We start from the raw sequence: 22,376 nt of genomic DNA, 5'->3' as shown, positions 1-22,376 counted from the left end.
CAGCGCGTCGCGGGTCAGTCGTCCGTACGGCGCAGGCGCTTGAGGTCGGAGCGGTGTTTCTTGGCCGCCAGGCGGCGCTCGACCGCGCCCTTGGACGGCTTGGTGGGACGGCGCCGCTTGGGCGGCGGCGCGATCGCGTCGCGGAGGAGGGCGGCGAGCCGTTCCCGCGCCGCCTCCCGGTTGCGCAGCTGCGAGCGGTATTCCGAGGCCGCCAGCGTGATCACGCCGTCGACCAGGCGGGCGGCGAGCCGTTCGAGCGCGCGGGCCTTGAGCGCCGGGCCGAGGGCGGTCGTACGCGCGAGGTCGAAGCTCAGCTCCACCCGGCTGTCGGTGGTGTTGACGCCCTGGCCGCCCGGGCCGGACGAGCGGGAGAAGCGCCAGGCGAGCTCCGCCTCGGGCACGACGACCGAGCCGCGCACGTGCAACGGGCCTGACATCGGTGCTCTCCCTTGACGTATGGACGGGGACGACCAACCTATCCCGGTGAATATCACCGCCGCTCTTCATTTATCACCGTAAACACCGCTTGTGGTTGTCGCGGTCCAACGCGTCGTGCACAGTGACCCCCGTATTCCAGGCGACAGGGATGGGCGGGAGCATGACCTCGATCGTGGGCGTCCACGGCATCGGCAAGTACCACTACTACGAGGAGGCCGGCGGGTCGGCGGGCGGCGCCGCCGAGACCATGCGGGCCAAGTGGAACGCCTACCTGCACCAGGGGCTCACCGGCCGGGCGGACGGCGCGGGCGACTACTTCGCCGAGATCGCCTACTACGCCCACCACCTGCACACCGGGCCACAGAAGCCGCCGCGGCAGATGGAGGCGCCGGCCAAGCTGGTCCTCGCCGACTGGGCGGTCCAGCTCGGCGGTCCGTTCCGCGACGTGGCGGGCGAGTCGCTCACCGGTCTCGCGCACCGGCTGGCCGAGTGGCTGCTGACGAGGATGGGCCCGCGGGCGGTGCGTTTCGCCCAGGACTTCTGCCCGGAGGTGGCCGCTTACCTGGGCGGCGGCGACCCGCGCGTGCGGGCCCGCGACGCGGTGGCCGACGTCGTCCGCAGGCGCCGTCCCCGGGTGGTGGTCGCCCACTCCCTCGGCAGCGTCGTGACGTACGAGGCGCTGTGGGCGCATCCCGATCTCTCGGTCGAACTGCTCGTGACGCTGGGCAGCCCGCTCGGCATGCGCGACGTCGTCTTCGAGCGGCTCGCGCCGGTCCCGGTGCGGGGCCGCGGGGCGCGCCCGCCGGGAGTGCGCCGCTGGATCAACATCGCCGACAAGGACGACATCGCCGCGATCCCGGCCGTGCTGGCGTCGTGCTTCGACGGCGTCGATCGGGACGTCTCCTGCGACATCGACTGGCTCGACTTCCACACCGTGCGCAACTACCTGCGCTGCGGGAGCGCCAACGAGTACCTCAAGCCCTACGTGACCTGAGTTCCGCACACGGGTTATGATCGTACGACCATGAAGACTGTGCTTTTCGACTACGGCAACGTCGTGTCGCTTCCCCAGGCCCCCGAGGACGTCGCGCGCATGGCGGGAGGTGATCCGGGGTTCGAGGACCGCTACTGGGAGGTGCGGCTCGACTTCGACCGGGCCACGCTCGACCCGGCCGCGTACTGGTCCCACGTGTACGGCAGGCCGATGAACGGAGCCGAGCTGGACGCGGTGGTCGCCCTCGACGCGGCGAGCTGGTCGCGGCCCAACGAGGAGACCGTGGCGATCATCGACGAGCTGGCCGGGGTCGGGGTGCCCATGGCGCTGCTGTCCAACATGCCGGTCTGCATCGCCGAGAGCATCGACGCGCTGCCGTTCATGCGGCCGATCGGCCCGCGGTTCTACAGCGGCCGGATGGGCATGGTGAAGCCGGAGCCGGAGATCTTCCACGAGACCGTGGCCTGGCTCGGGGTGGCCCCCGGCGACCTCGTCTTCGTGGACGACCGGCTGGAGAACGTCACGGCGGCCGAGCGGGCGGGGCTCGCCGCCGTCCACTTCCGCGACGCCGCCGCCCTGCGCGAGGACCTCAAGACGCTGCTGGTCTGAGCTGTCCTCTGGTGGTTCCCGGCGGGGTCACCGCCATGGGGGCCAGGGCGTCGCGGAGATCTTCAGTGGGCTTCTACTGGGCCTGCACCACCGGCGGGCCCTCGCTCGCCTGGACGAGGACGAACCCCTGGCCCCGGAAGGCGAGCTGCATGGCCTCGCCGCTGCCACGGCCGATCAGCGCACCGGCCTTCATCGTCCGGTTGACGCCCACCTGCAGGTGGGCGCTCCAGCAGACCGCGGACTGGCCGTCGGCGAACGTCGGCATCTGGGAGGTGTCGAGGAGCACCGGCGTGCCGTGCGCGGTCACCGCGACCCAGCCGGTGCCGTTGATCGTCATGTTGAACAGGCCGCCCGCGGCGATCCCCGCGCCCTGCACACGCTGGATGTCCCAGGTGAGCTGGGGATCGAAGGCCAGCAGGTTGCGGCCGTTGACGGTGAGGGCCTCGTTCTCCAGGTAGAACAGGTGGATGTCGTGGGCGTCGTCGGCCAGGAACAGCAAGCCCTGTCCTCTGACGCGCATCAGCGGCGCGCCCTCACCGGTCACCATCTTCTTGAGCAGCCTGCCGACTCCGCCGGAGCCTTCGTAGTCGAAGTCCATCTGGCCCTGGAAGGCGACCATCGAGCCCTGCCTGGCGATCACCTCGTGCGGGAGGTGGACGCGGAGCATCTTGGAGTTCTGCAGGACGAAGTTGCCGGGGACCTGCTGGCCGTTCAGGTTTCCGAAGAGCGCGCTGCGCATGGAGAGTCCTTCGATGAGTGTGATCGTGCACGGGTAGTGACGATCGGGGACAGGGCTCCGGTTCCGCGCCCCGGGCATTCGGCCTCAGCCGGTCGCGTTTCCGAGCCTCAACTCGCCGGGGGGCGGGGATCGAGGGGTGGTGCGTCGACCGGGCAGCCGGGGGCGGGCGGTTCGGACGCGGTCGCGAGGACGTTCGACCTGATCGTGGCGAACGTGATGACCGCCGCGACGGCCATCATGGCCGCGCCGACCAGCATCGACGTGTGGAACCCCTGGGTGAAGGCGGCAGGGGAGTCGTAGGCGTCCCCCGTCAGCCCCACCAGTGGCGGGACGGCCGCGACGGCCAGGAGGCCGCCCGTCCGGGCAAGGGCGTTGTTGACCCCGCTGGCGACGCCCGCGTACCGCTCCTCGGCCGTGGCGAGCACGGTCGCGGTGAGCGGGGCGACGGCGGCGGACAGGCCGAGCCCGAACACGACCGCCGCGGGCAGCACGCCGGCGAGATAGGACGACCCCGGGGCGATGCGGCTCATCAGCAGCAGCCCGGCCGCGCACAGGAGGATGCCTCCCGTCATGGGCAGGCGCGGGCCCGTCTTCCTCGCCAGCTCGCCGGCGCGGGGCGACAGCAGCAGCATGAGGACCGTGACCGGGAGCATCGCCGACCCGGCGGCGATGGGAGAGAACCCGGCCGACACCTGGAGCTGGACGACCAGCAGGAAGAACACCAGGCCCATCGCCGCGTACATGACCAGCGTCACGACGTTGACCGCGGTGAATTCCTTGGAGGCGAAGACCCCCACGGGGACGAGGGACCGGGGCGAGCGCCGGATCTCCACCACCACGAAGCAGGCGGCCAGGACGAGTCCTGCGGCCAGCGGCACCAGCCCGTCGCCCGCCAGGATCAGGCCGTACGTCAGCCCGGCCAGCGCGGGGGCGGCGAGGACGGTCCCGAGCACGTCGAAGCGGCCGTGCGGCCCCGCGTCCCGGGTCTCGGGCACGTGCCGGGCGGCGACGCCGACCACGACGGCCGCGAGCGGCAGGTTGAGCAGGAACACCCACCGCCACCCGGCCGCCTCCACGAGCCATCCGCCGAGCAGCGGCCCGAGGGCGGCGGCCACGCCGCCCAGCCCCGACCAGGCGCCGACGGCGCGGGGCCGGTCGTCCCGCACGTAGCTCGCCTGGATGATCGCCAAGGACCCGGGGATCAGCAGGGCCCCGCCGATGCCCTGGAGTGCTCGGGCGAGCACGAGTACGGGCGCGTTCGGCGCGATTCCGCAGAGGGCGGAGGCCAGGGCGAACCAGGCCACCCCGGCGACGAAGACCTTCCGCCTGCCGAGCCGGTCGCCCAGCGACCCGCCCAGCAGGATCAGCGCCGCCATCGTGAGCGTGTACGCGTTCACGGTCCACTGGAGGCCGGACATCCCGGCGTGCAGGTCGCGCCCGAGGGCGGGGAGGGCCACGTTGACCACGGTGCCGTCGAGCGTCACCATGCCCGACCCGAGGACCGTGGTCAGCAGCACCCACCGGCCTGGCGCCGAGCGAAGCCGGATATGTCCGGATGTCATGGACGTCATCATGCGCCACTCGGAGGAATGGGTGCGCCACAGCGGCGGGGATTACACGATTACGATCGCTCACAGCGAACTGACGCAGAACAGGGAACAGGATCGGGCTCCTGTTAGTTGAGCCGACATAACTCAACCTAGTGGAGTGCTGATGTCCCAGATCCTTCCCGTCCTCCCGCTCGACGACGAGGTCGTCCTGCCCGGCATGGTCGTGCCCCTCGATCTGTCGGCCTCCGAGGTCCGCGCGGCCATCGACGCCGCCCGCGCCAGTGGCGAGAGCACGGTCCTGCTGGTGCCCCGCATAGACGGCCGCTACGGCCCGGTGGGGGTGAGCGCCGTCGTGGAACAGGTCGGCCGGCTGCCGGGCGGGGAGCCCGCGGCCGTGGTGCGCGGCGTCGACCGCATGCGTGTCGGCACCGGCACCACCGGCCCCGGCGCGGCGCTGTGGGTCGAGGCGACCGTGCTGGAGCCGGTCGCCGCCGGACCGAGGGCAGAGGAGCTCGCCAAGGAGTACAAGGCCCTCACCACCACGATCCTGCAGAAGCGGGGCGCGTGGCAGGTGGTCGACGCGGTCAACCAGATCGAGGACCCCGCCGTCCTCGCCGACAGCGCGGGGTACGCCCCCTGGCTGCAGACGCCGCAGAAGCTGCTGCTGCTGGAGACCGCCGACCCGGCCGAGCGCCTGGACAAGCTGGTCGGCTGGGCCCGCGACCACCTCGCCGAGCTGGACGTCGCGGAGACCATCCGCAAGGACGTCCAGGAGGGCATGGAGAAGCAGCAGCGCGAGTTCCTGCTCCGCCAGCAGCTCGCGGCCGTGCGCAAGGAGCTCGCCGAGCTCAACGGCGACCCCTCCGACGAGGAGGAGGACTACCGCGCCCGCATCGAGGCCGCCGACCTGCCGGAGAAGGTCAGGGAGGCCGCGCTCAAGGAGGTCGGCAAGCTGGAGCGGGCCTCCGACCAGTCGCCCGAGAGCGGCTGGATCCGCACCTGGCTCGACACCGTGCTCGACATCCCGTGGAACGTCCACACGACCGACGAGTACGACATCGCCGGAGCTCGCGCGGTGCTCGACGCCGACCACACGGGCCTGGACGACGTGAAGGACCGCATCGTGGAATACCTCGCGGTTCGCAAGCGCAGGGCCGACAAGGGCCTCGGCGTGGTCGGCGGCCGCCGCAGCGGCGCCGTCCTCGCGCTGGCCGGCCCTCCCGGAGTCGGCAAGACCTCGCTCGGCGAGTCGGTCGCCCGCGCCATGGGCCGCACGTTCGTCCGCGTCGCCCTCGGCGGCGTCCGCGACGAGGCGGAGATCCGCGGCCACCGGCGCACGTACGTGGGGGCGCTGCCCGGCCGCATCGTCCGGGCGATCCGCGAGGCGGGCTCGATGAACCCGGTCGTGCTGCTCGACGAGATCGACAAGGTGGGCGCCGACTACCGGGGCGACCCGACGGCGGCGCTGCTCGAGGTGCTCGACCCGGCGCAGAACCACACGTTCCGCGACCACTACCTGGAGGTCGAGCTCGACCTGAGCGACGTGCTGTTCCTCGCCACGGCCAACGTGCTGGAGCAGGTGCCCGGGCCGCTGCTCGACCGCATGGAGATCGTCACGCTGGACGGCTACACCGAGGACGAGAAGGTCGCCATCGCCCGCGACCACCTGCTCCCGCGCAACCTGGAGAAGGCCGGCCTCACCGCCGCCGACGTGACGGTGGAGGAGGCGGCGCTGCGCCGCCTGGCGGGCGAGTACACCCGCGAGGCAGGCGTCCGCTCTCTCGAGCGCTCGATCTCCCGGGTCCTGCGCAAGGTGACGGCGAAGGTCGCCCTCGGCGAGGCCGAGCTCCCGGTGACGGTCACGGCCGGCGACCTGGTCTCCTACCTGGGCCGGCCGCGCCACGTGCCGGAGTCGTCCCTGCCGGAGGCCCGGCAGCGTACGGCGGTGCCGGGCGTGGCGACCGGCCTCGCGGTGACCGGCGCGGGCGGCGACGTCCTCTACGTCGAGGCGTCGCTGGCCGACCCGGAGACCGGGGCGACCGGTGTGACCCTGACCGGCCAGCTCGGCGACGTGATGAAGGAGTCGGCACAGATCGCGCTGTCCTTCCTGCGGTCGCGGGGCGCCGAGCTGGAGCTGCCGGTCGGGTCGCTCAAGGACAGGTCGGTGCACATCCACGTGCCCGCGGGCGCGGTGCCGAAGGACGGCCCTTCGGCCGGTGTCACGATGACCACCGCCCTGGCCTCGCTGCTGTCGGGCCGGCCGGTCCGCGCTGACGTGGCGATGACCGGCGAGGTGTCCCTCACCGGGCGGGTGCTGCCGATCGGCGGGGTCAAGCAGAAGCTGCTGGCGGCCCACCGGGCGGGGATCACCACGGTGCTCATCCCGGCGCGCAACGAGCCCGACCTGGACGACGTCCCGGCCGAGGTGCTGGCCGACCTCACCGTCCACGCGGTGAGCGACGTCCGCGAGGTCCTCGACCTGGCTCTCACCCCGGCGACGGTCGCTCAGCAGGCGGCCGCCTGAGCCACTCCACACGGCCCGCGTCTCCGCTCCGGAGGCGCGGGCCTTTCCCTGTGACGAAGCACACATTCCCGGTATGGAATAAGGATTAGCCCACTCCTGTTTCAGCCCGTCGTGAGCGTATCGAACCTGGTGAACCCGCCCGAGCGAGGGTGTCTCGCGGTCTGAAGCCCGCGATCCCCATCCCTCCCACGAAGGCACTCACCGATGACGCTCTCCCCGCCGCCCGATCTGATCCTGCGCCGGATCACGCATCTGCCCTTCCCGCCCGGCACGCGCTAGCCGCACGTGCATGAGGAATCGGCCGCCAACTTCTTCGGGGACAGCAAGTGATCACGGTTTCCGGCCTGCGCAAGGCCTACGGCGACGTCGTCGCGCTCGACGGCGTCGACCTCCACGTCGGCAAGGGCGAGGTCTTCGGCGTGCTCGGGCGCAGCGGCGCAGGCAAGAGCACCCTGTTGCGCTGCGTCAACCTGCTCGAGCGTCCGGACGAGGGCGTGGTGACCGTCGACGGACGCGAGCTGACCGCCCTCGGCGCGGCCGACCTGCGCCGCGCCCGCCAGCGCATCGGCATGATCCACCAGCACTTCGCGCTGCTGTCCTCGCGCACGGTGGCGGGCAACGTGGCCTTCCCCCTGGAGGTCATGGGCGTCGGCAGGGCCGCCCGGGCCCGGCGCGTCGCGGAGATGCTCGACCTCGTGGGGCTGGCCGACCGCGCCGGGGCATATCCCGCGCAGTTGTCCGGCGGCCAGAAGCAGCGGGTCGGCATCGCGCGGGCGCTCGCCGCCGAGCCGTCGGTGCTGCTGTCGGACGAGGCCACCTCCGCGCTCGACCCCGCCACGACCCAGTCGATCCTGGCCCTGCTGCGGCGGCTCAACCGGGAGCTGGGGCTGACCATCCTGCTCATCACCCACGAGATGGACGTCATCAAGGCCGTCTGCGACTCGGCGGCGATCATGAGCGACGGGCGGATCGCGGAGGCGGGCTCCATCCCCGGCCTGCTCGCCACCCCCGGGTCGCGCCTGGCGGCCGAGCTGTTCCCGTTGCCGCCCGCCGAGCCCGGCACCGTGACGGTCGCCCTGGCCGCGGACCAGACCCTGCTGTCGCGTCTCGCGCGTATGTACGACGTGGACGTCGCTGTCGCCGCAGGCGCGGTCGAACAGGTCGCGGGGGTCCCGGCGGGCCGGCTGCGGCTGCGGATCACCGGATCCGGTACGGCTGCCGCCCTCGCCGACCTGCGCGAGCGCGGCCTGCTGGTGGAGGAGGACGCATGACCTGGTCGGAGATGAGCCCCCTGCTGTGGGAGGCCACCGGGCAGACCGCCGTGATGGTGGGCTGGTCCACGTTGTTCACCGTGCTGTTCGGGTTGCCGCTCGGCGTCTGCCTCGCCGGGACGGACCGGGGCGGGCTGTTCCCGGCCCCCGCCGTGCGGCGCGTGCTCGGCCTGGTCGTCAACGTCGGCCGGTCGCTGCCCTTCATCGTCCTCATGATCGCGGTCATCCCGGTGACCCGCGTGCTCACCGGCACCACGATCGGGACCGCCGCCGCGGTGGTTCCGCTGACGATCGGCGCGGTGCCGTTCTTCGCCCGGCTGGTCGAGACGGCGCTGCGCGAGGTGGGCCGCGACGTCGTGCAGGCGGCCGAGGCGATGGGGGCGGGAGGGGTGACGATCGTGGCGCGCGTCCTGCTCCCCGAGGCGCTGCCCGGCCTGGTCGCCGGGCTGACCGTCACCGTGGTCACGCTCATCTCCTACTCGGCCATGGCCGGGGTGATCGGCGGCGGCGGTCTCGGCGACCTCGCCGTCCGCTACGGATACCAGCGGTTCGAGACCACGCTCATGGTCGTCACCGTGGTCGTCCTGGTCGTCGTGGTGCAGCTCGCGCAGACCCTGGGCGACGCCGTCGCCCGCCGTCTTTCCCACCGTTAACCCATCTAAGGAGTTCTGTCCCATGCGTAGAACGCTCGGCCTCGTCATCGCCGCCGTGGTCGCGCTCGTGTTGTCCGCCTGCGGGTCCTCGTCTTCGGACACGGCGACCGCCTCCGGCACGGCGGCGGCGGACGCCCCGCTCAAGGTCGGCGTGAGCCCGGTGCCGCACGCGCAGATCCTGAAGTACGTGGCCGACAACCTGGCCGCCGCGAAGGGCCTGAAGCTGGAGATCGTCGAATTCAGCGACTACGTGCAGCCCAACCTGCAGCTCCAGGACGGCCAGCTCGACGCCAACTACTTCCAGCACAAGCCGTACCTGGACGACTTCAACGCCTCCAAGGGCACGAAGCTGAGCTTCGTCGCCCCCGTGCACCTGGAGCCGCTCGGCCTGTACTCCAAGAAGGTCAAGGACCTCGCCTCGCTGCCGCAGGGCGGCACGGTCGCGGTGCCCAACGACGCCACCAACCTCGGCCGGGCGCTCAAGCTGCTCGCCGACAACGGCGTGGTCACGCTCAAGGACGGCGTGGGCACCGCCGCGACCGAGCGCGACGTGACCGGCAACCCGAAGAACCTGACCTTCCGCCCGCTGGAGGCCGCGCAGCTGCCGCGCTCGCTCGACGACGTGGACGCCGCTGTAATCAACGGCAACTACGCGCTGGAGGCGAACCTCAACCCGTCCTCCGACGCGCTGGTGCTGGAGAAGGCCGAGGGCAACCCGTACGCCAACGGCCTGGTGGTCGCGCAGGGGCACGAGAGCGACCCGCGGGTGAAGACGCTGGTCGGGCTGCTGACCGGCCCCGAGGTGAAGAAGTACATCGAGGACACCTTCAAGGGCTCGGTCATCCCCGCCTCCTGACGCGTACATAAATGGACGAATCATCCAGTCGCTTGACCGGATGATTCGTCCATGCTGTCATGGCCCCATGTTGTACGGCATACCGGCACTGGAGGCCGCGGACGAGAAGGTGCTCGCCCAGATCGAGGAGATGCGGCGGGACCTGAAATACCGGCTGGCCGAGGCCCACCGCTGGGACGGCCTGCTGCGGCGGCAGTTGCAGGCGCGGGCGATCCAGGGGTCGAACTCCATCGAGGGCTACCACGCCAGCGTCGAGGACATCGAGTCGATCATGTCCGGCGAGGATCCCCTGGAGACGTCGGCGGCCGTGGCCCGGGAGATCGCCGGCTACCGGCAGGCGCTCACCTACATCGGCACCCTGTCGTGGGCACGGGTCTTCCGCTACGACGCGGGCCTGCTGCACGCGCTCAACTTCATGATGATCGGCCATCACGTGGACAAGACGCCGGGCACGGTGCGGCCCGGCGGGATCTACGTGCGCAACTCCGCCACCGGCGAGGTGGTCTACGAGGGCCCGGACCACGAACAGGTCCCCGGCCTGCTGGCGGAACTGGTCGAGTGGCTCAACGAGGGCGACCTCGGCGCGCCCGGCTACGTGCGCGCCGCCATGGCGCACCTCAACCTCGTCAAGATCCACCCGTGGCGGGACGGCAACGGGCGCATGTCGCGGGCGCTGCAGACGCTCGTGCTCGGCCGCGACCAGATCACCACGCCGGAGTTCGCCTCGATCGAGGAGTGGCTGGGCGAGGGCCGCACCACCTACGACTACTATGACGTGCTCGGCGAGGTGGGACGCCGCCGGTGGAGCCCGCACGGGGACACCCTCTCGTGGGTGCGGTTCGTCCTGCGGTGCCACCACATGCAGGCGCAGCGGGTGGGACGCCGGCTCGCAGAGGCGGGCGAGGTGTGGACGCTGCTGGAGGAGCAGACCGGGGCGCAGGGCTTGCACCCGCGCACGGTCTCGGCGCTCTACCAGGTGTTCGTCTCCCGGCGGCTGCGGCGGGGCATGTACCAGGCCGACGAGGGGCTGAGCCAGGGCCAGGCCGCACGCGACCTGCGCGAGCTGGCGGCCACCGGGTGGCTCCAGCCGTACGGCGAGACGAAGGGCCGCTTCTACGCGCCGGGGCCGAAGATGACGGAGATCAAGGCCGCGTTCGCCGAGCGGGCCAGTCCGCTGCGCGACCCCTACCGGACGCTGGAGGGCTGAGCGGACGCATCGGGAACTCGCGCCTACCGCGCGGAAAGCAAACCGAGTAACGTTCGGTTATGCACCCTGGGGCGATCGCGGCGGTGACGCCGGACAAACCGGCGGTGATCATGGCGGGCTCCGGCCGTGTGATCACCTTTCGTGAACTCGACGAGGAATCCAACCGCCTGGCCCACCTGCTGCGGGCCGCGGGCCTGCGGCCGGGCGACCACATCGCCTTCATGCTGGAGAACCATCCGCTCTTCCTCGTGATCGCGTGGGCCGCGCACCGCTCGGGCCTGTACTACACCGCGATCAGCTCCCGCCTCCAGGCCGACGAGCTGTCGTACATCGTGGACAACTGCGGGGCGCGGGTCTTCATCTCCTCGGCGAAGCTCGCCGGCGTCGCGAGCGCCGTCACCGAGGCCACACCCGGGGTCGAGCTGCGGCTCATGATGGACGGCGTCGCCCCGGGCTTCACGTCGTACGAGGAGGCCGTAGCGGGGCAGCCGGCGACGCCGGTCGGCGACGAGTGCCAGGGCGCCGACATGCTCTACTCGTCGGGCACCACGGGACGCCCCAAGGGCGTCAAGCCGCCGCTCAGCCAGGCGCCGCTGGAGGCCCCCGGGGCCCTGGTGCAGCTCATCCAGTTCCTGTTCGCCCCCTCGGCCGACAGCGTGTACCTGTCGCCCGCGCCGCTCTACCACGCCGCTCCGCTGCGCTACAGCATGTCCTTCCAGCGCCTCGGCGCGACCGTGGTGGTGATGGAGAGGTTCGACCCCGAGGAGTCGCTGGCGCTCGTCGAGCGGCACCGGGTCACCCACGCGCAGTGGGTGCCCACGATGTTCGTCAAGATGCTGAAGCTGCCCGAGGAGGTGCGCGAGCGCTACGACCTGTCGTCGCTGCGCTGCGCCATCCACGCCGCCGCGCCCTGCCCGGTCGAGGTCAAGGAGCGGATGATGGAGTGGTGGGGGCCGATCATCCACGAGTACTACGCGGGCACGGAGGGCAACTGCTTCCTGTACGCGGGGCCGGAGGACTGGCTCGCCCACAAGGGCACGGTGGGCCGGCCGCTGCTCGGGGTCACCCACGTCTGCGACGAGGACGGCGACGAGCTGCCGCCCGGTGAGCACGGCACGGTCTACTTCTCGGACGGGCCGAAGTTCGAGTATCACGGCGACCCCGAGAAGACCGCGTCGGTCCAGGACCCCAAGGGCCGCGGCTGGACCACGCTGGGAGACATCGGCTACCTGGACGAGGACGGCTTCCTCTACCTCACCGACCGGCGCTCGTACATGATCATCTCCGGCGGGGTGAACATCTACCCGCAGGAGGCCGAGAACGTGCTGGCGATGCATCCCGAGGTGGCCGACGTGGCCGTCTTCGGGGTGCCGGACCCCGAGATGGGCGAGCAGGTCAAGGCCGTCGTGCAGCCGGCGGACCCGGCCGGCGCCGGTCCCGGGCTGGAGGCCGAGCTGATCGCCTACTGCCGGGAACGCCTGGCCCACTACAAGTGCCCGAAGTCGGTCGACTTCCGTGACGAGCTGCCCCGCCACCCCACCGGCAAGCTGTACAAGCGCCTGCTCAGGGACGAGTACTGGCCCCGGACGAGCTGACATAAAGTACGCGTAGGGCGCTCGGGGATCCCCACCGCTGATCGCTTAGCGAGACCTTATCGCCGATGCGTCATCGTATTACGTGTACCGGCGGAGAGCCGGGATCACCGGCGAAATCCATTGAGGGGGATGGCGATGAGCTCACCTGAGCACGTTCCCGGCGACGAGAACACCCAGATACTCCCCGGTCACGGCTGGAGCCAGTTTGGAAGCACTCCGCCGCAGCACGGGCAGTACACCGGGGCGTACCAGTCGTACGGCGCCTACGGGAACGGTTCTTATGACACGGCGCAGTTTCCGCCGCCTCCGGCGCGGAAGGGCACGCTGACCGCCCGACAGAAGGCGGGTGCGGGCCTCGCCCTCGTGGCCGTGGCGCTGGGCGGCGGGGTCACCGGGGCCCTCGTCGCGAACAGCGTGAACGGCGGGCAGACGGTGATCGCGAGCCCGGTGGTCAAGGGGGTGTCCAACTCCTCCACCACCACCATCGCCGCGGTGGCCAAGGCGATCATGCCGTCCGTGGTGTCCATCGAGGTGAAGACCGCCACGGCCGGCGGCGAGGGGTCCGGTGTCATCCTGTCGGCCGACGGTCTGATCCTGACGAACAACCACGTGGTGAGCATCGGCGGCGGAGGCGGCGGCACGGTCACCGTGAAGTTCAGCGACGGCAAGACCGCCAACGCCGTCATCAAGGGCACCGACCCCACCACGGACCTCGCGGTCATCCAGGCGCAGGGCGTGTCCGGCCTGACCCCCGCCTCCCTCGGCGACAGCGACAAGCTCCAGGTCGGCGACGCCGTTCTCGCGATCGGCAGCCCGCTCGGCCTGGAGGGATCGGTCACCTCCGGCATCGTGAGCGCCCTCGACCGCACGCTGACGGAGGCCCCCGAAGAGCAGCAGCAGCCGCAGTTCCCCTGGGGCATGGAACAGCAGCAGCAGCCGCAGAGCCAGGGCACCACGATCGGCGGCATGATCCAGACCGACGCCGCGATCAACCCCGGCAACTCCGGCGGCGCGTTGGTCAACTCCTCCGGGCAGGTCGTCGGCGTCAACACGGCGATCGCCACCTCGGGCTCCAGCTCCGGCAACATCGGCGTGGGCTTCGCGATCCCCATCAACACCGCGAAGCTCGTCTCCGAGCAGCTCATCAAGACGGGCAAGGCCACCCACGCCTTCTTCGGTGTGAGCGTGGCCGACGCGGTCGGCGGCGCGTCCGGTGCGGTGGTCAGCTCGATCACGGCCGGCAGCCCGGCGGAGAAGGCCGGCCTCAAGGAGGGCGACCTGATCACCAAGATCAACGACAAGCTGGTGGACAGCGCGGAGGCGCTCGTCGGCACCATCCGCAGCTCCCGCCCCGGCGACAAGGTGACCGTCACCTACACCCGTGACGGCAAGGAGAACACCATCACCACCGCGCTCGCGGAGCAGTCGTCCACGAGCTGACGGTCCACGATCGTCGCCGGCGGGCCTCTGGGGGGACGGCCCGCCGGCGATCGCTTTTCTTGGGAAAAGTGCCTACCTGCGCCGGCGGCCGCTGATCGCGCGGAAGGTGTCCTCCAGGGCGGTGAGGGTCTCGTCGTACGTGAGCCGGGCGGCCACTCCGACGGAGAGGCAGTCGACGACGGTGAGCTGGGCGATCCTGCTGCCCATCGCGCCGAAGCGGAACGGGGTCTCGCGGGCCGCGGTCTTCAGCACGATGTCGGCGAGCTCCGTGATCGGCGAGGGGTCGAAGTTCGTGATCGCGATCGTGGTCGCCTGCCGGTCGGCGGCGAGCCGCAGCGCGTCCAGGACGTCGACGGTGGTGCCGGTGTGCGAGATGCCGATCGCGACGTCGCCCCTGCGAAGCAGCGCGGCCGAGGTGAGCGCGCTGTGGAAGTCCTGCCAGGCGAAGGCCATCAGGCCGATCCGGTGCAGCTTCTGGTGCAGATCGGCCGCGACGAAGCCGCTCGCCCCGGCGCCGTAGAGGTCCACGCGGCGGGCCGCGGCGATCGCGGTGACCGCACGCTCCAGGGCGGCGGTGTCGAGGTGCTCGGCGGTCTCCGCGACCGCGCGGGAATCGCTGTAGCCGATCTTGGCGACGATCTCCTGCAGCGGATCGTCGGCGCTGATGTCGCCGTCGAGCGGGCGGGAGTCCCCGGCACGCGACGCCTCCAGCGTCGCCTCGCGGGCGAGCGCGATCCGCAGCTCGGGGTAGCCGCGCAGCCCGATGGCCCGGCAGAAGCGCAGCACCGTGGCCTCCGAGGTGCCGCACTCGCGGGCGAGCGCCCCGATCGGCCGGTCCGCGACGCCCTGGGGGTCGGCCAGCACCGCGCGCGCGACCCGTTGCTCCGCGGGCCGCAGAGACCGGATCGCGCCGCGCAGCCGCACGAGAATCCCGTTCGAGTAGTCTCCGCCGGAGCTCACGCCGCCCTGCCTCTACTTGCTCATGCCGGCGGTCAGCCCGGCGATGATCTGCTTGGTCGCCAGGACGAACAGCACGAAGAGCGGCGCCGTGGCGAGGACCAGCCCGGCGAACAGCGCCGACCAGTCGGTCGTGTACTCGCCGAAGAACTGCGACAACCCGCGCGGGATCGTGAACTTCTCGTCGGAGCGCAGCAGCACCAGCGGGTAGAGGAACTCATGCCACAGCGGCACGAACTGGAACAGCGTCACCGACGCCAGCGCGGGCCGCACCAGCGGCAGCATGATCTGCCCGAAGATCCGGAATTCACCGGCCCCGTCGAGCCGGGCCGCCTCGTCCAGTTCCCCGGGCAGGGAACGGTAGAACGCCGACAGCACGAACATGCAGAACGGCACCCCCGACGCGGCGTACAGCAGCGTGAGCCCGAGCAGCGAGTCGATCAGCCCCATGGAGTCCATGAGGTAGAAGATCGGCACCAGGCCCAGCCGGATCGGCAGCATCAACCCCGCCAGGAAGTACGCCCCGAGCACCCGGTTGCCGAAGAAGTCGTAGCGGGCCAGCGGATAGGCCGCGAGCGCGGAGACCGCCGTGCCGAGCAGCACGGCGCCGCAGGTGACGGTCAGCGAGTTCAGCAGGTAGGTGCTGAACGACGCCTCCGTCCACACCCGGCCGTAACTGTGCAGCGTGGGGGACGCCGGCAGCCCCAGCGGCGCGGTGAAGATCTCGCTGGTGGGCCGCAGCGAGTTGAGCAGCATGACGACCAACGGCAGCAGCGCGACGACCGCGTACCCCCACAGCAGCAGGTGGACGGCGACGCGCCCCGGAGCCTGGTGCCGGGCCGTCACAGCAGCCTCCTCTCCCGGCGGCGGAAGTACGAGCCGGCCAGCAGCGACACCCCGAAGATGAACACGAACATCAGCACGGCGAGCGCCGACGACCGCCCGATCGCGTTCACGCCGCCTTCGACGAACGCGACCCGGTAGAACAGCAGACCGAGCACGTCGGTCGAGCCCGCCGGGGACCCGGTCGACCCGGCCATCGCGTAGACCAGCCCGAAGGCGTTGAAGTTGCCGATGAACGTCAGCACGCTCACCACGCCGATCGCCGGGGTGAGCAGCGGCAGCGTCACCCGCCGGAACGCCTGCCAGGCCGAGGCCCCGTCGACCCGGGCCGCCTCGTGATACTCGGCCGGGATTCCGGCGAGAGCGGCGGAGAACAGCAGCATGGGGAAGCCCACCCACTGCCACGCGTTGACCAGAATGACGACCGGCAGCGCCGTACGCGTGTCGCCCAGCCAGGGCAGCGCCCACGAGTCCAGCCCGGCCGCCTCGAGCAGCGAGTTGACCGGGCCGAACGTCGGGTTGAGCAGCAGGCTCCACAGGTAGCCGACGACCAGCGGATCCACCAGGTAGGGCGTGGTGAACGCGGCCTGCAGGAACCGCTTGCCGCGGCCGTACCGGAACAGCAGGAGGGCGAACAGCAGCCCGACCGTGTTCTGGATCAGCATCGTCCCGGCGAAGAACAGCGCGTTGTGCGCCAGCGCCCGCCACAGCTGCTGGTCGTAGGGGTAGACGCCGAACAGGTCCCGGTAGTTGCCGAGCCCCGCGAACCCCGTCTGCCGGATCCCGCGCCACTCGAAGAAGCTGTAGTCGAGCGCGGTGACCAGCGGATAGACGATGAAGACCGAATAGAGCAGGAACGCGGGCAGCAGGAAGACGGCCAGCACCCGCCACCGCGGCACGTACCGGCGACCGGCGCCGGTGCGTGCCGCGCGACGTCCGGAAAAGCGCCCGGAGAAGCGTCCGGGAGAGCGCCGGGGCGTGCTCAGTTCCCCGGCTTGAACCACTGCCCGACGCCCTTCTGCACGCTCTCGGCGACCGCCTTGGGATCGGTCTGGCCCACCAGCATCTTCTGCACCTCGTCCCGGAAGACCGCGTCACCGTTCGGCTGGCCGTACCGGAAGTCGACGAGCAGCGTGTACGGCGCGCCGTTGACGGCGTAGTTCTTCGCCATCTCGGCCAGCAGCGGGTCCGGCGGCGTGACCCCGGGGACCGCGGACAACTGCTTCAGCTCGCTCGCGTAGAGCTGCCCGAACTCCGGCGTCGCCATCCACGTGACCAGTTCGAGCGCCTCGGCCTGGTGGGCCGACTTGGCGTTGACGCCGAACGAGCCGTCGGCCCAGCCCGGCGTGACGGGTGTGGTCACCGGGGAGCCGGGCGGCGGCGGCACCTGGAAGGCGCCGATCTCCAGGCTCGGGTTGGCCGCGAGCACGGGCGCCAGGTCGAAGCTGCCCGTGGGGTACATCGCGGCCTTTCCGGTGGCGAACAGCGCCTGGACGTCGGGGATCTTGACGGCCACCACGTCCTTGGGGAAGTACGGCTCCAGGTCCTTGATCAGCTTGATCGAGGCCGTGAAGTCGGGGTCGGTGAACTTCTTCTCGCCGCTCAGCAGCGCGTCCCGGAACTTCGTGCTGCCGTAACGGGCGTTGCCGAAGATCTCGTGGACGATCGGCAGCGTCCAGGTCGCGTCGGGGCCGGCCGCGACGGCGAACGGCGTGATCCCGGCCGCCTTCAGCTTCCCGGCCGCCGCGATCATGTCGTCCCAGGTGGCGGGGGGCCGGATGCCGTTGTCGCCGAACAGCTTCTTGTTGTAGAGCACCTGGAGCGTCTGGTAGGCGAACGGCACGCCGTAGATCTTGCCGTCCTTGTGGCCCTTGGCGCCTTCCAGCAGCTTGGCGTCGAAGCCGGACAGCGCCTCCACCTTGCCGTCCAGCGGCACCAGCTGGCCCGCCTCGACCAGCGGCTGGAGCCCGCCGTACGCCCGCAGCTGGGCGACGTCGGGCCCGGCGGCGCCGGACAGGCCGGTGGCCAGGATGTTGTTGTACTCGGTGGCCTGGAACGGCTTGAACTCGACGTGGATCTTCGGGTGCGACTCCTCGAACTTGGCGAGGATCTTCTCGTACGCCTTGACGTCCTCCACCCGCCACGACCACAGACTCAGCGTGACCTTGTCACCGCCCGCCTTGCCGCCCTGCTCGGATGCGCCGCTCTGCGCTGTACTGCCCTGCCCTGGAGCGCACGCCGCCAGCGTCACCGCGAGCACGCCGATCGCTCCCGCGATCCATCTTCTCTTCATGAGACTCCCTGTCGGCTCGTAGCCAGTCCGGCGAGTGCCATGCGTGTAGGTAAATGCCATGCAAGGTCATCGCGTTGTCTGAAAATTACTTACATCTGACAAGATCCGCAATGCCTTCTTCACGGAAGGTTCACGCGAACAGGTGGCGGGGCGAGAGCGTTCAGCCGCGGTGGCGGGTGAGGGCCTCCGACTCCCACAGGTCGCGGTAGTACCCCGGCACGGCGACGAGGTCGGCGTGCGCGCCGCACTGGGTGACCCTGCCGCCTTCCAGCACGACGATCTCGTCGACCTGTTCCAGGCCGCGCAGCCGGTGGGTGACCAGCAGCGTGGTGCGGCCCCGGGTGGCGTCCAGCAGGTCGGCCATCAGCAGGTCGGCCGTCTCCTCGTCCAGCGCTTCGGCCGGCTCGTCGAGCAGCAGCACCGGCGGGTCGTACAGCAGGGCCCGGGCCAGCGCGAGCCGCTGGAGTTGACCGCCGGAGACCGTCCGGCCGTCCTCGCCGAGCACCGCGTCCCAGCCGGTGCGCTCGGTCCAGGCGTCCAGGCGGGCCCGCCGTACGGCCGCCTCGATGTCGTCGATGGACGCCTGCGGTCCGGCCAGGCGCAGGTTGTCCCTGACCGTGGCCTGGAAGACGTACGGATCCTGGGTGAGGCCCGTGATGAGCGCCCGCACGTCGTCGGAGGACAGGCGCCGCACGTCGACCCCGTTGAGCCGGACCGTGCCGGACTCGATCTCCACGGTCCGCATCAGCGCCGACAGCAGGGTGCTCTTCCCCGCGCCGCTCGGGCCGACCACCGCGACCCGGCGGCCCGGCGTCAGCGTCAGGCTCACGCCGTTCAGCGCCGGCTCGCGCCCGCCGTGACGCACCACGAGGTCGTCGACCTCGACCGTCAGCGGTGGCTCGGGTGCGGGCGCCGGGTCCGCGGGCTCGCGCACCGCCGGGGGAGTGGCGGCGGTCTCCCTGAGCCTGCGCAGCGCCGCGACCACCCCCGCGAACCGCTCACCCGCGGCCGCCAGCGGCAGCGCGGGCTCGAAGGCGACCAGCGCGGTCAGGGCGGCCACGGCGGTCGCGACCCGGCCGAGACCGGCGGCCTGGGCCGTCAGGACCACGACGACGACGGTCAGCCCCTGCGTCAGCATGCCGACGCCGAGCGCGGCGGCGTTGATCCGGGCCTGCCCCCGCTCCAGCCGGGACAGCCGTCCGTCGGCGTCCATCGCCGCCGACAGCGCCCGGTCGCGCGCGCCGTACGCCGCGAGGTCGGCCGCGCCGTGGACCAGGTCGGCCACCCGGGCGGCCAGGTCGGCGCGGGCCGGGGCGATCCGCGCCGACCAGCGCCGCGCGGCGGCGGCCGTGCCCGCGGGCAGCAGCACCCCGGCGACGAGCAGGCCGGCGGCGAGCACGAACGCGGCGGCGGGCAGCAGGAAGCCCGCGATGACGACCGCGGCGACTCCGGTGATCAGTGCGGCGGCGGCCGGCAGCAGGCAGCGGACGAGCAGGTCCTGCACGGCGTCGGTGTCGTCCACCATGCGGCTGAGCAGGTCGGCTCCGCGCTGCGGCAGCGGCCCGGCCGGGATCAGCGCCCGGTAGAGACGCTCGCGGGTGCCCGCCTGGGCGCGCAGCGCGACGTCGTGCCCGGCCAGGCGCTCGCCGTACCGGAACACGCCGCGGGTGGTGGCGAACGCCCGCACGGCCACGATCGCGACCGACAGCGCCGCCAGGGGCGGCTGCTCGGCGGCCCGAGTGATCAGCCAGGCGGCCGACGCGATGAGCGCGACCCCCGCGAGGTCGGCCGCCGCCCCGGCGAGCGCGGCGAGCACGAGCCGCCGTCCCATGCCGGTGCCGGCGACCACCGACAGCGGTGAGGCCACTCTGGTCGTCTCTACGCGGCTCATCGGGCCTCCCCGCCCTGCACGGAGATCGGGGGGGCCGGAACCGGGGGGACGAGGGCGCCGCCGTCGAGGCGGACGACCCGGTCGGCCAGGTCGATCATCGCCGGGCGGTGCGCGACGATGATCGCCGTACGGCCCTCCGCCAGCCTGCGCGTGGCCGCCACGATCGCCGCCTCGCTCCTGCCGTCGAGCCGCGCGGTGGGCTCGTCCAGCAGCAGCACCCGGGCGGCGGGGCGGCAGAAGGCCCTGGCCAGGGCGACCCGCTGACGCTGGCCCGCCGACAGGTTCGCGCCGCGCTCGCCGAGCGGGGTGTCGTATCCCTGTGGCAGGGCGCCGGCGAACTCCGCGACCTGCGCCGCCTCGGCGGCGGCCCTGATCTCCTCCGGATCGGCCGCCGAACCGAGCGCGATGTTGTCGGCCACCGACGTCGCGAACAGGTGCGGGCGCTGCGGCACGAAGGCGAGCCGCCGCCGCCACTCGTCGAGGTCGAGGCCGGCCAGATCGGTCCCGTCCATCAGCACCCGCCCCTCCGACGGGGCCACGAACCCGAGCAGCAGGTGCAGCAGGGTGCTCTTGCCCGCGCCGCTGGGGCCGACGATCGCCACCCGCTCGCCCGGCTCGATAACCAGCGAGACGCGGTCCAGCGCGGTCTCCTCGCGGCCCGGGTAGCGCACGGTGACGTCCTCCAGCCGGATCTCCGGCGGCCCGCCGGCCGGCGCGGCACGCCCCGCGCTCCCTGCTTTTTCCGCGCTCCTCGGGCTTGGTGCCTTCCCTGCCTTCCCCGTGCCCGTGGTGGCTCCGGCCGGTGCGGTCGCCTGCCCGGCCTCCTGCGGCGGGTTGATGACCGCGAACGCCTCGTCGGCGGCGGCGACGCCCTCCATGGCGGCGTGGAAGCGGGTGCCCATCGCGCGCAGCGGCAGGTACGCCTCCGGGGCCAGCAGCAGCACGAGCAGCGCCGTACGCAGGTCGAGCGAGCCCGACAGCAGCCGCAGCCCCACGGGCACCGCCACCAGCGCCAGCGACAGCGAGGCCACGAGTTCGAGCACCAGCGACGACAGGAACGCCACCCGCAGCGTGCGCATCGTCGCGGCGCGGTGGGCCTCGGCGACCTCGCGGATCACCGACGCCTGGTAGCGGGCCCGGCCGAACGCCCGCAGCGTGGGCAGGCCGCGCACGACGTCGAGGAAGTGGCCGCCGAGGCGGGCCAGCGCGCGCCATTGCCGTTCCGTCACGGTCTTGGTGGTCCACCCGACCAGCGCCCCGAAGATCGGGATCAGCGGCAGCGTGAGCACCACGATCACGGCGGTGGCCAGGTCGGCGACGAAGAGCCGGACCACGACCGCGAGCGGCACGACCCCGGCCACGGCGACCGACGGCAGGTAGCCCGTCAGGTAGGGGTCGAGCGCGTCGAGCCCCCGGCCCGCGAGCGTCACCACCTCACCCGACCGGTACGCGGGCCCGAGACCCTCCACCCGGCCGAGGAGCAGCCGCCGCAGGGCCGACTTCAGCGCGGTGGCCGCGCGGCCCGCGAGCACTCCCTGCGCCCATCCGAGCAGCCCCCGGCAGGCGACGACGAGCGCCAGGGGGAGCAGCGCGGCGACCGCGAACCGGCCGGACAGCACCCCGGCCAGCAGTTCCGCCTGCACGAGCACGAGCAGCCCGGCCACCACCGCCGCCGCCAGGCAGCAGGCGAGATGGATGCGGACGCTCCGCTCCGCGCGGGCCAGCCGGAGGAGATCCTTGTGCAACGGTCCCCAATCAGAAGAACGTCGGCAGCGCGCCCCTGGAGAAGGTGCGCCACACCCATACTTGCGCGCCCACGAGGATCGGGGCGACCGGGACCACCATGACACTGAGCACAGTCAGTGTCTGATCCGGGGCGGCGTTGCCGAGCATGTGGGCGGACGCGGCCGCCATGACCAGGACCGCGGGCGCGGCGGCGGCGCAGGCCGACAGCAGCAGCGCCCGCCCGCTCCTGCCCGGGCCGTCCTGCAGGCGCCAGGCCGCGAAGGTGCGGCCGTGCCAGGCGAGCAGCGCGAGCAGCGCCACACCTCCCGCGATGCCCGGCGCGTCGAGGGGCGAGGCGGGCAGGCCGCGCGCGACGGCCACGAGGATCGCGCCCCAGGCGAGCGCCAGCCCCGCCGAACCCGCCCACAGCGCGCCGTCCCACACCAGACGCCAGGTGGCGCCGCCGGACCTGCGGCGGAACCACAGCCCCGCGTCGCGCACGATCCACGCCAGCAGCAGGGCGACGACGAGGGGATATAGGCGGCTCAGCGCCTGGCCCTCCAGCACCGGGAACGCGCCGAACAGCACGCCGGCGAGCGCGACCAGCCACACCTCGTTGGCGAGCACGAACGGGGCCATCGCGCCGACGAGACGGTCCCGGGCGGCGGGGGAGCGGCCGAGCGCGGGCAGCAGCACGCCGAGCCCGATGTCGAAGCCCTCCAGGGCGAAGTAGCCGGCCAGCAGGACGGCGAACGTCAGGAACCAGAAGATGTCCATGGGGAGCGTGTCCT

General features: G+C 71.9%; 19 protein-coding genes. 9 read left to right on the top strand and 10 right to left on the bottom strand.

Translation table 11 applies throughout. The features are described 5' to 3' along the window. Positions 1 to 14 precede the first annotated feature (14 nt). Complete coding sequence (gene arfB, locus IL992_RS18400) at positions 15 to 437, bottom strand: alternative ribosome rescue aminoacyl-tRNA hydrolase ArfB (protein WP_193204584.1); 423 nt, start codon at positions 435 to 437, stop codon at positions 15 to 17. Between the two features lie 161 nt (positions 438 to 598). On the opposite strand from arfB, the gene IL992_RS18395 reads away from it, so the two are divergent. Together IL992_RS18395 and IL992_RS18390 are read left to right on the top strand one after the other, a co-directional pair. Further along, positions 599 to 1,432: a hypothetical protein gene (locus IL992_RS18395; RefSeq protein WP_193204583.1), complete on the top strand. Its 834-nt coding sequence runs from the start codon at positions 599 to 601 to the stop codon at positions 1,430 to 1,432. 30 nt (positions 1,433 to 1,462) lie between these two features. Continuing rightward, positions 1,463 to 2,041 carry an HAD family hydrolase gene (locus tag IL992_RS18390; protein ID WP_193204582.1) on the top strand — a complete coding sequence of 193 codons (579 nt, stop codon included), beginning with the start codon at positions 1,463 to 1,465 and terminating at the stop codon, positions 2,039 to 2,041. Between the two features lie 73 nt (positions 2,042 to 2,114). On the opposite strand, the gene IL992_RS18385 is transcribed toward IL992_RS18390, so the two are convergent. Continuing rightward, a complete protein-coding gene (locus IL992_RS18385; protein ID WP_193204581.1) occupies positions 2,115 to 2,780 on the bottom strand; it encodes an AIM24 family protein in 666 nt (221 codons plus the stop codon). Positions 2,781 to 2,887: 107 nt separating this feature from the next. After that, positions 2,888 to 4,342, bottom strand: coding sequence for an MFS transporter (locus IL992_RS18380; RefSeq protein WP_226873298.1), 1,455 nt, complete (start codon positions 4,340 to 4,342; stop codon positions 2,888 to 2,890). 151 nt (positions 4,343 to 4,493) lie between these two features. On the opposite strand from IL992_RS18380, the gene lon reads away from it, so the two are divergent. The 7 genes from lon to IL992_RS18345 all read left to right on the top strand — a co-directional run bounded on the left by lon (position 4,494) and on the right by IL992_RS18345 (position 13,876). Continuing rightward, positions 4,494 to 6,854, top strand: a complete 2,361-nt coding sequence (gene lon / locus IL992_RS18375) for an endopeptidase La (protein ID WP_193204579.1) — start codon at positions 4,494 to 4,496, stop codon at positions 6,852 to 6,854. Positions 6,855 to 7,180: 326 nt separating this feature from the next. Next, positions 7,181 to 8,125, top strand: a complete 945-nt coding sequence (locus IL992_RS18370) for a methionine ABC transporter ATP-binding protein (RefSeq protein ID WP_193204578.1) — start codon at positions 7,181 to 7,183, stop codon at positions 8,123 to 8,125. Next, entirely contained in the window at positions 8,122 to 8,778 is a 657-nt protein-coding gene (locus IL992_RS18365) for a methionine ABC transporter permease (RefSeq protein WP_193204577.1), read from the top strand. The genes IL992_RS18370 and IL992_RS18365 overlap by 4 nt, the downstream gene beginning before the upstream one ends. Before the next feature lie 22 nt (positions 8,779 to 8,800). Further along, positions 8,801 to 9,634, top strand: coding sequence for a MetQ/NlpA family ABC transporter substrate-binding protein (locus IL992_RS18360; protein ID WP_193204576.1), 834 nt, complete (start codon positions 8,801 to 8,803; stop codon positions 9,632 to 9,634). A gap of 67 nt (positions 9,635 to 9,701) precedes the next feature. After that, on the top strand, positions 9,702 to 10,841 hold the full coding sequence (locus IL992_RS18355; protein ID WP_193204575.1) for a Fic family protein: 1,140 nt from the start codon (positions 9,702 to 9,704) through the stop codon (positions 10,839 to 10,841). Positions 10,842 to 10,900: 59 nt separating this feature from the next. Continuing rightward, positions 10,901 to 12,436 carry an acyl-CoA synthetase gene (locus IL992_RS18350; protein ID WP_193204574.1) on the top strand — a complete coding sequence of 512 codons (1,536 nt, stop codon included), beginning with the start codon at positions 10,901 to 10,903 and terminating at the stop codon, positions 12,434 to 12,436. A gap of 135 nt (positions 12,437 to 12,571) precedes the next feature. Continuing rightward, positions 12,572 to 13,876, top strand: a complete 1,305-nt coding sequence (locus IL992_RS18345; protein WP_193204573.1) for a S1C family serine protease — start codon at positions 12,572 to 12,574, stop codon at positions 13,874 to 13,876. A 72-nt stretch (positions 13,877 to 13,948) separates the two neighbouring features. On the opposite strand, the gene IL992_RS18340 is transcribed toward IL992_RS18345, so the two are convergent. The 7 genes from IL992_RS18340 to IL992_RS18310 form a co-directional block, all read right to left on the bottom strand. Next, complete coding sequence (locus IL992_RS18340; protein WP_319018642.1) at positions 13,949 to 14,836, bottom strand: MurR/RpiR family transcriptional regulator; 888 nt, start codon at positions 14,834 to 14,836, stop codon at positions 13,949 to 13,951. A gap of 12 nt (positions 14,837 to 14,848) precedes the next feature. Next, complete coding sequence (locus tag IL992_RS18335; RefSeq protein ID WP_319018641.1) at positions 14,849 to 15,679, bottom strand: carbohydrate ABC transporter permease; 831 nt, start codon at positions 15,677 to 15,679, stop codon at positions 14,849 to 14,851. After that, positions 15,676 to 16,575, bottom strand: a complete 900-nt coding sequence (locus tag IL992_RS18330; protein WP_319018640.1) for a carbohydrate ABC transporter permease — start codon at positions 16,573 to 16,575, stop codon at positions 15,676 to 15,678. Before IL992_RS18330 ends, IL992_RS18335 begins: the two co-directional genes overlap by 4 nt. 83 nt (positions 16,576 to 16,658) lie before the next feature. Beyond that, the gene (locus IL992_RS18325; RefSeq protein WP_193204572.1) at positions 16,659 to 17,969 is read right to left on the bottom strand and encodes an extracellular solute-binding protein; all 1,311 of its coding nucleotides are present in this window, start codon (positions 17,967 to 17,969) and stop codon (positions 16,659 to 16,661) included. A gap of 160 nt (positions 17,970 to 18,129) precedes the next feature. After that, entirely contained in the window at positions 18,130 to 19,860 is a 1,731-nt protein-coding gene (gene cydC / locus IL992_RS18320) for a thiol reductant ABC exporter subunit CydC (protein ID WP_319018639.1), read from the bottom strand. Continuing rightward, positions 19,857 to 21,605 (bottom strand): thiol reductant ABC exporter subunit CydD, encoded by a 1,749-nt coding sequence (gene cydD / locus IL992_RS18315; RefSeq protein WP_193204571.1) that lies wholly within the window; start codon positions 21,603 to 21,605, stop codon positions 19,857 to 19,859. The genes cydC and cydD overlap by 4 nt, the downstream gene beginning before the upstream one ends. 10 nt (positions 21,606 to 21,615) lie before the next feature. Then, entirely contained in the window at positions 21,616 to 22,362 is a 747-nt protein-coding gene (locus tag IL992_RS18310; RefSeq protein WP_193204570.1) for a cytochrome d ubiquinol oxidase subunit II, read from the bottom strand. Positions 22,363 to 22,376: the final 14 nt, after the last annotated feature.

It is taken from the genome of Microbispora sitophila (genome assembly GCF_014892245.1).
Classification (GTDB): Bacteria; Actinomycetota; Actinomycetes; order Streptosporangiales; family Streptosporangiaceae; genus Microbispora; species Microbispora siamensis.
The sequence above is the reverse complement of the archived record's forward strand: the minus strand, read 5'-3'. Positions and strand labels throughout refer to the sequence as shown.

What these genes read in the sequence shown, in the direction of transcription:
- IL992_RS18350 (WP_193204574.1), top strand. Translation starts at nt 10,901, where the DNA reads ATGCACCCTGGGGCGATCGCGGCGGTGACGCCGGACAAACCGGCGGTG.
- IL992_RS18385 (WP_193204581.1), bottom strand. Translation starts at nt 2,780, where the DNA reads ATGCGCAGCGCGCTCTTCGGAAACCTGAACGGCCAGCAGGTCCCCGGC.
- IL992_RS18365 (WP_193204577.1), top strand. Translation starts at nt 8,122, where the DNA reads ATGACCTGGTCGGAGATGAGCCCCCTGCTGTGGGAGGCCACCGGGCAG.
- IL992_RS18395 (WP_193204583.1), top strand. Translation starts at nt 599, where the DNA reads ATGACCTCGATCGTGGGCGTCCACGGCATCGGCAAGTACCACTACTAC.
- lon (WP_193204579.1), top strand. Translation starts at nt 4,494, where the DNA reads ATGTCCCAGATCCTTCCCGTCCTCCCGCTCGACGACGAGGTCGTCCTG.
- IL992_RS18380 (WP_226873298.1), bottom strand. Translation starts at nt 4,342, where the DNA reads ATGACATCCGGACATATCCGGCTTCGCTCGGCGCCAGGCCGGTGGGTG.
- IL992_RS18310 (WP_193204570.1), bottom strand. Translation starts at nt 22,362, where the DNA reads ATGGACATCTTCTGGTTCCTGACGTTCGCCGTCCTGCTGGCCGGCTAC.
- cydC (WP_319018639.1), bottom strand. Translation starts at nt 19,860, where the DNA reads ATGAGCCGCGTAGAGACGACCAGAGTGGCCTCACCGCTGTCGGTGGTC.
- IL992_RS18325 (WP_193204572.1), bottom strand. Translation starts at nt 17,969, where the DNA reads ATGAAGAGAAGATGGATCGCGGGAGCGATCGGCGTGCTCGCGGTGACG.
- IL992_RS18360 (WP_193204576.1), top strand. Translation starts at nt 8,801, where the DNA reads ATGCGTAGAACGCTCGGCCTCGTCATCGCCGCCGTGGTCGCGCTCGTG.
- IL992_RS18355 (WP_193204575.1), top strand. Translation starts at nt 9,702, where the DNA reads ATGTTGTACGGCATACCGGCACTGGAGGCCGCGGACGAGAAGGTGCTC.
- IL992_RS18345 (WP_193204573.1), top strand. Translation starts at nt 12,572, where the DNA reads ATGAGCTCACCTGAGCACGTTCCCGGCGACGAGAACACCCAGATACTC.
- IL992_RS18390 (WP_193204582.1), top strand. Translation starts at nt 1,463, where the DNA reads ATGAAGACTGTGCTTTTCGACTACGGCAACGTCGTGTCGCTTCCCCAG.
- arfB (WP_193204584.1), bottom strand. Translation starts at nt 437, where the DNA reads ATGTCAGGCCCGTTGCACGTGCGCGGCTCGGTCGTCGTGCCCGAGGCG.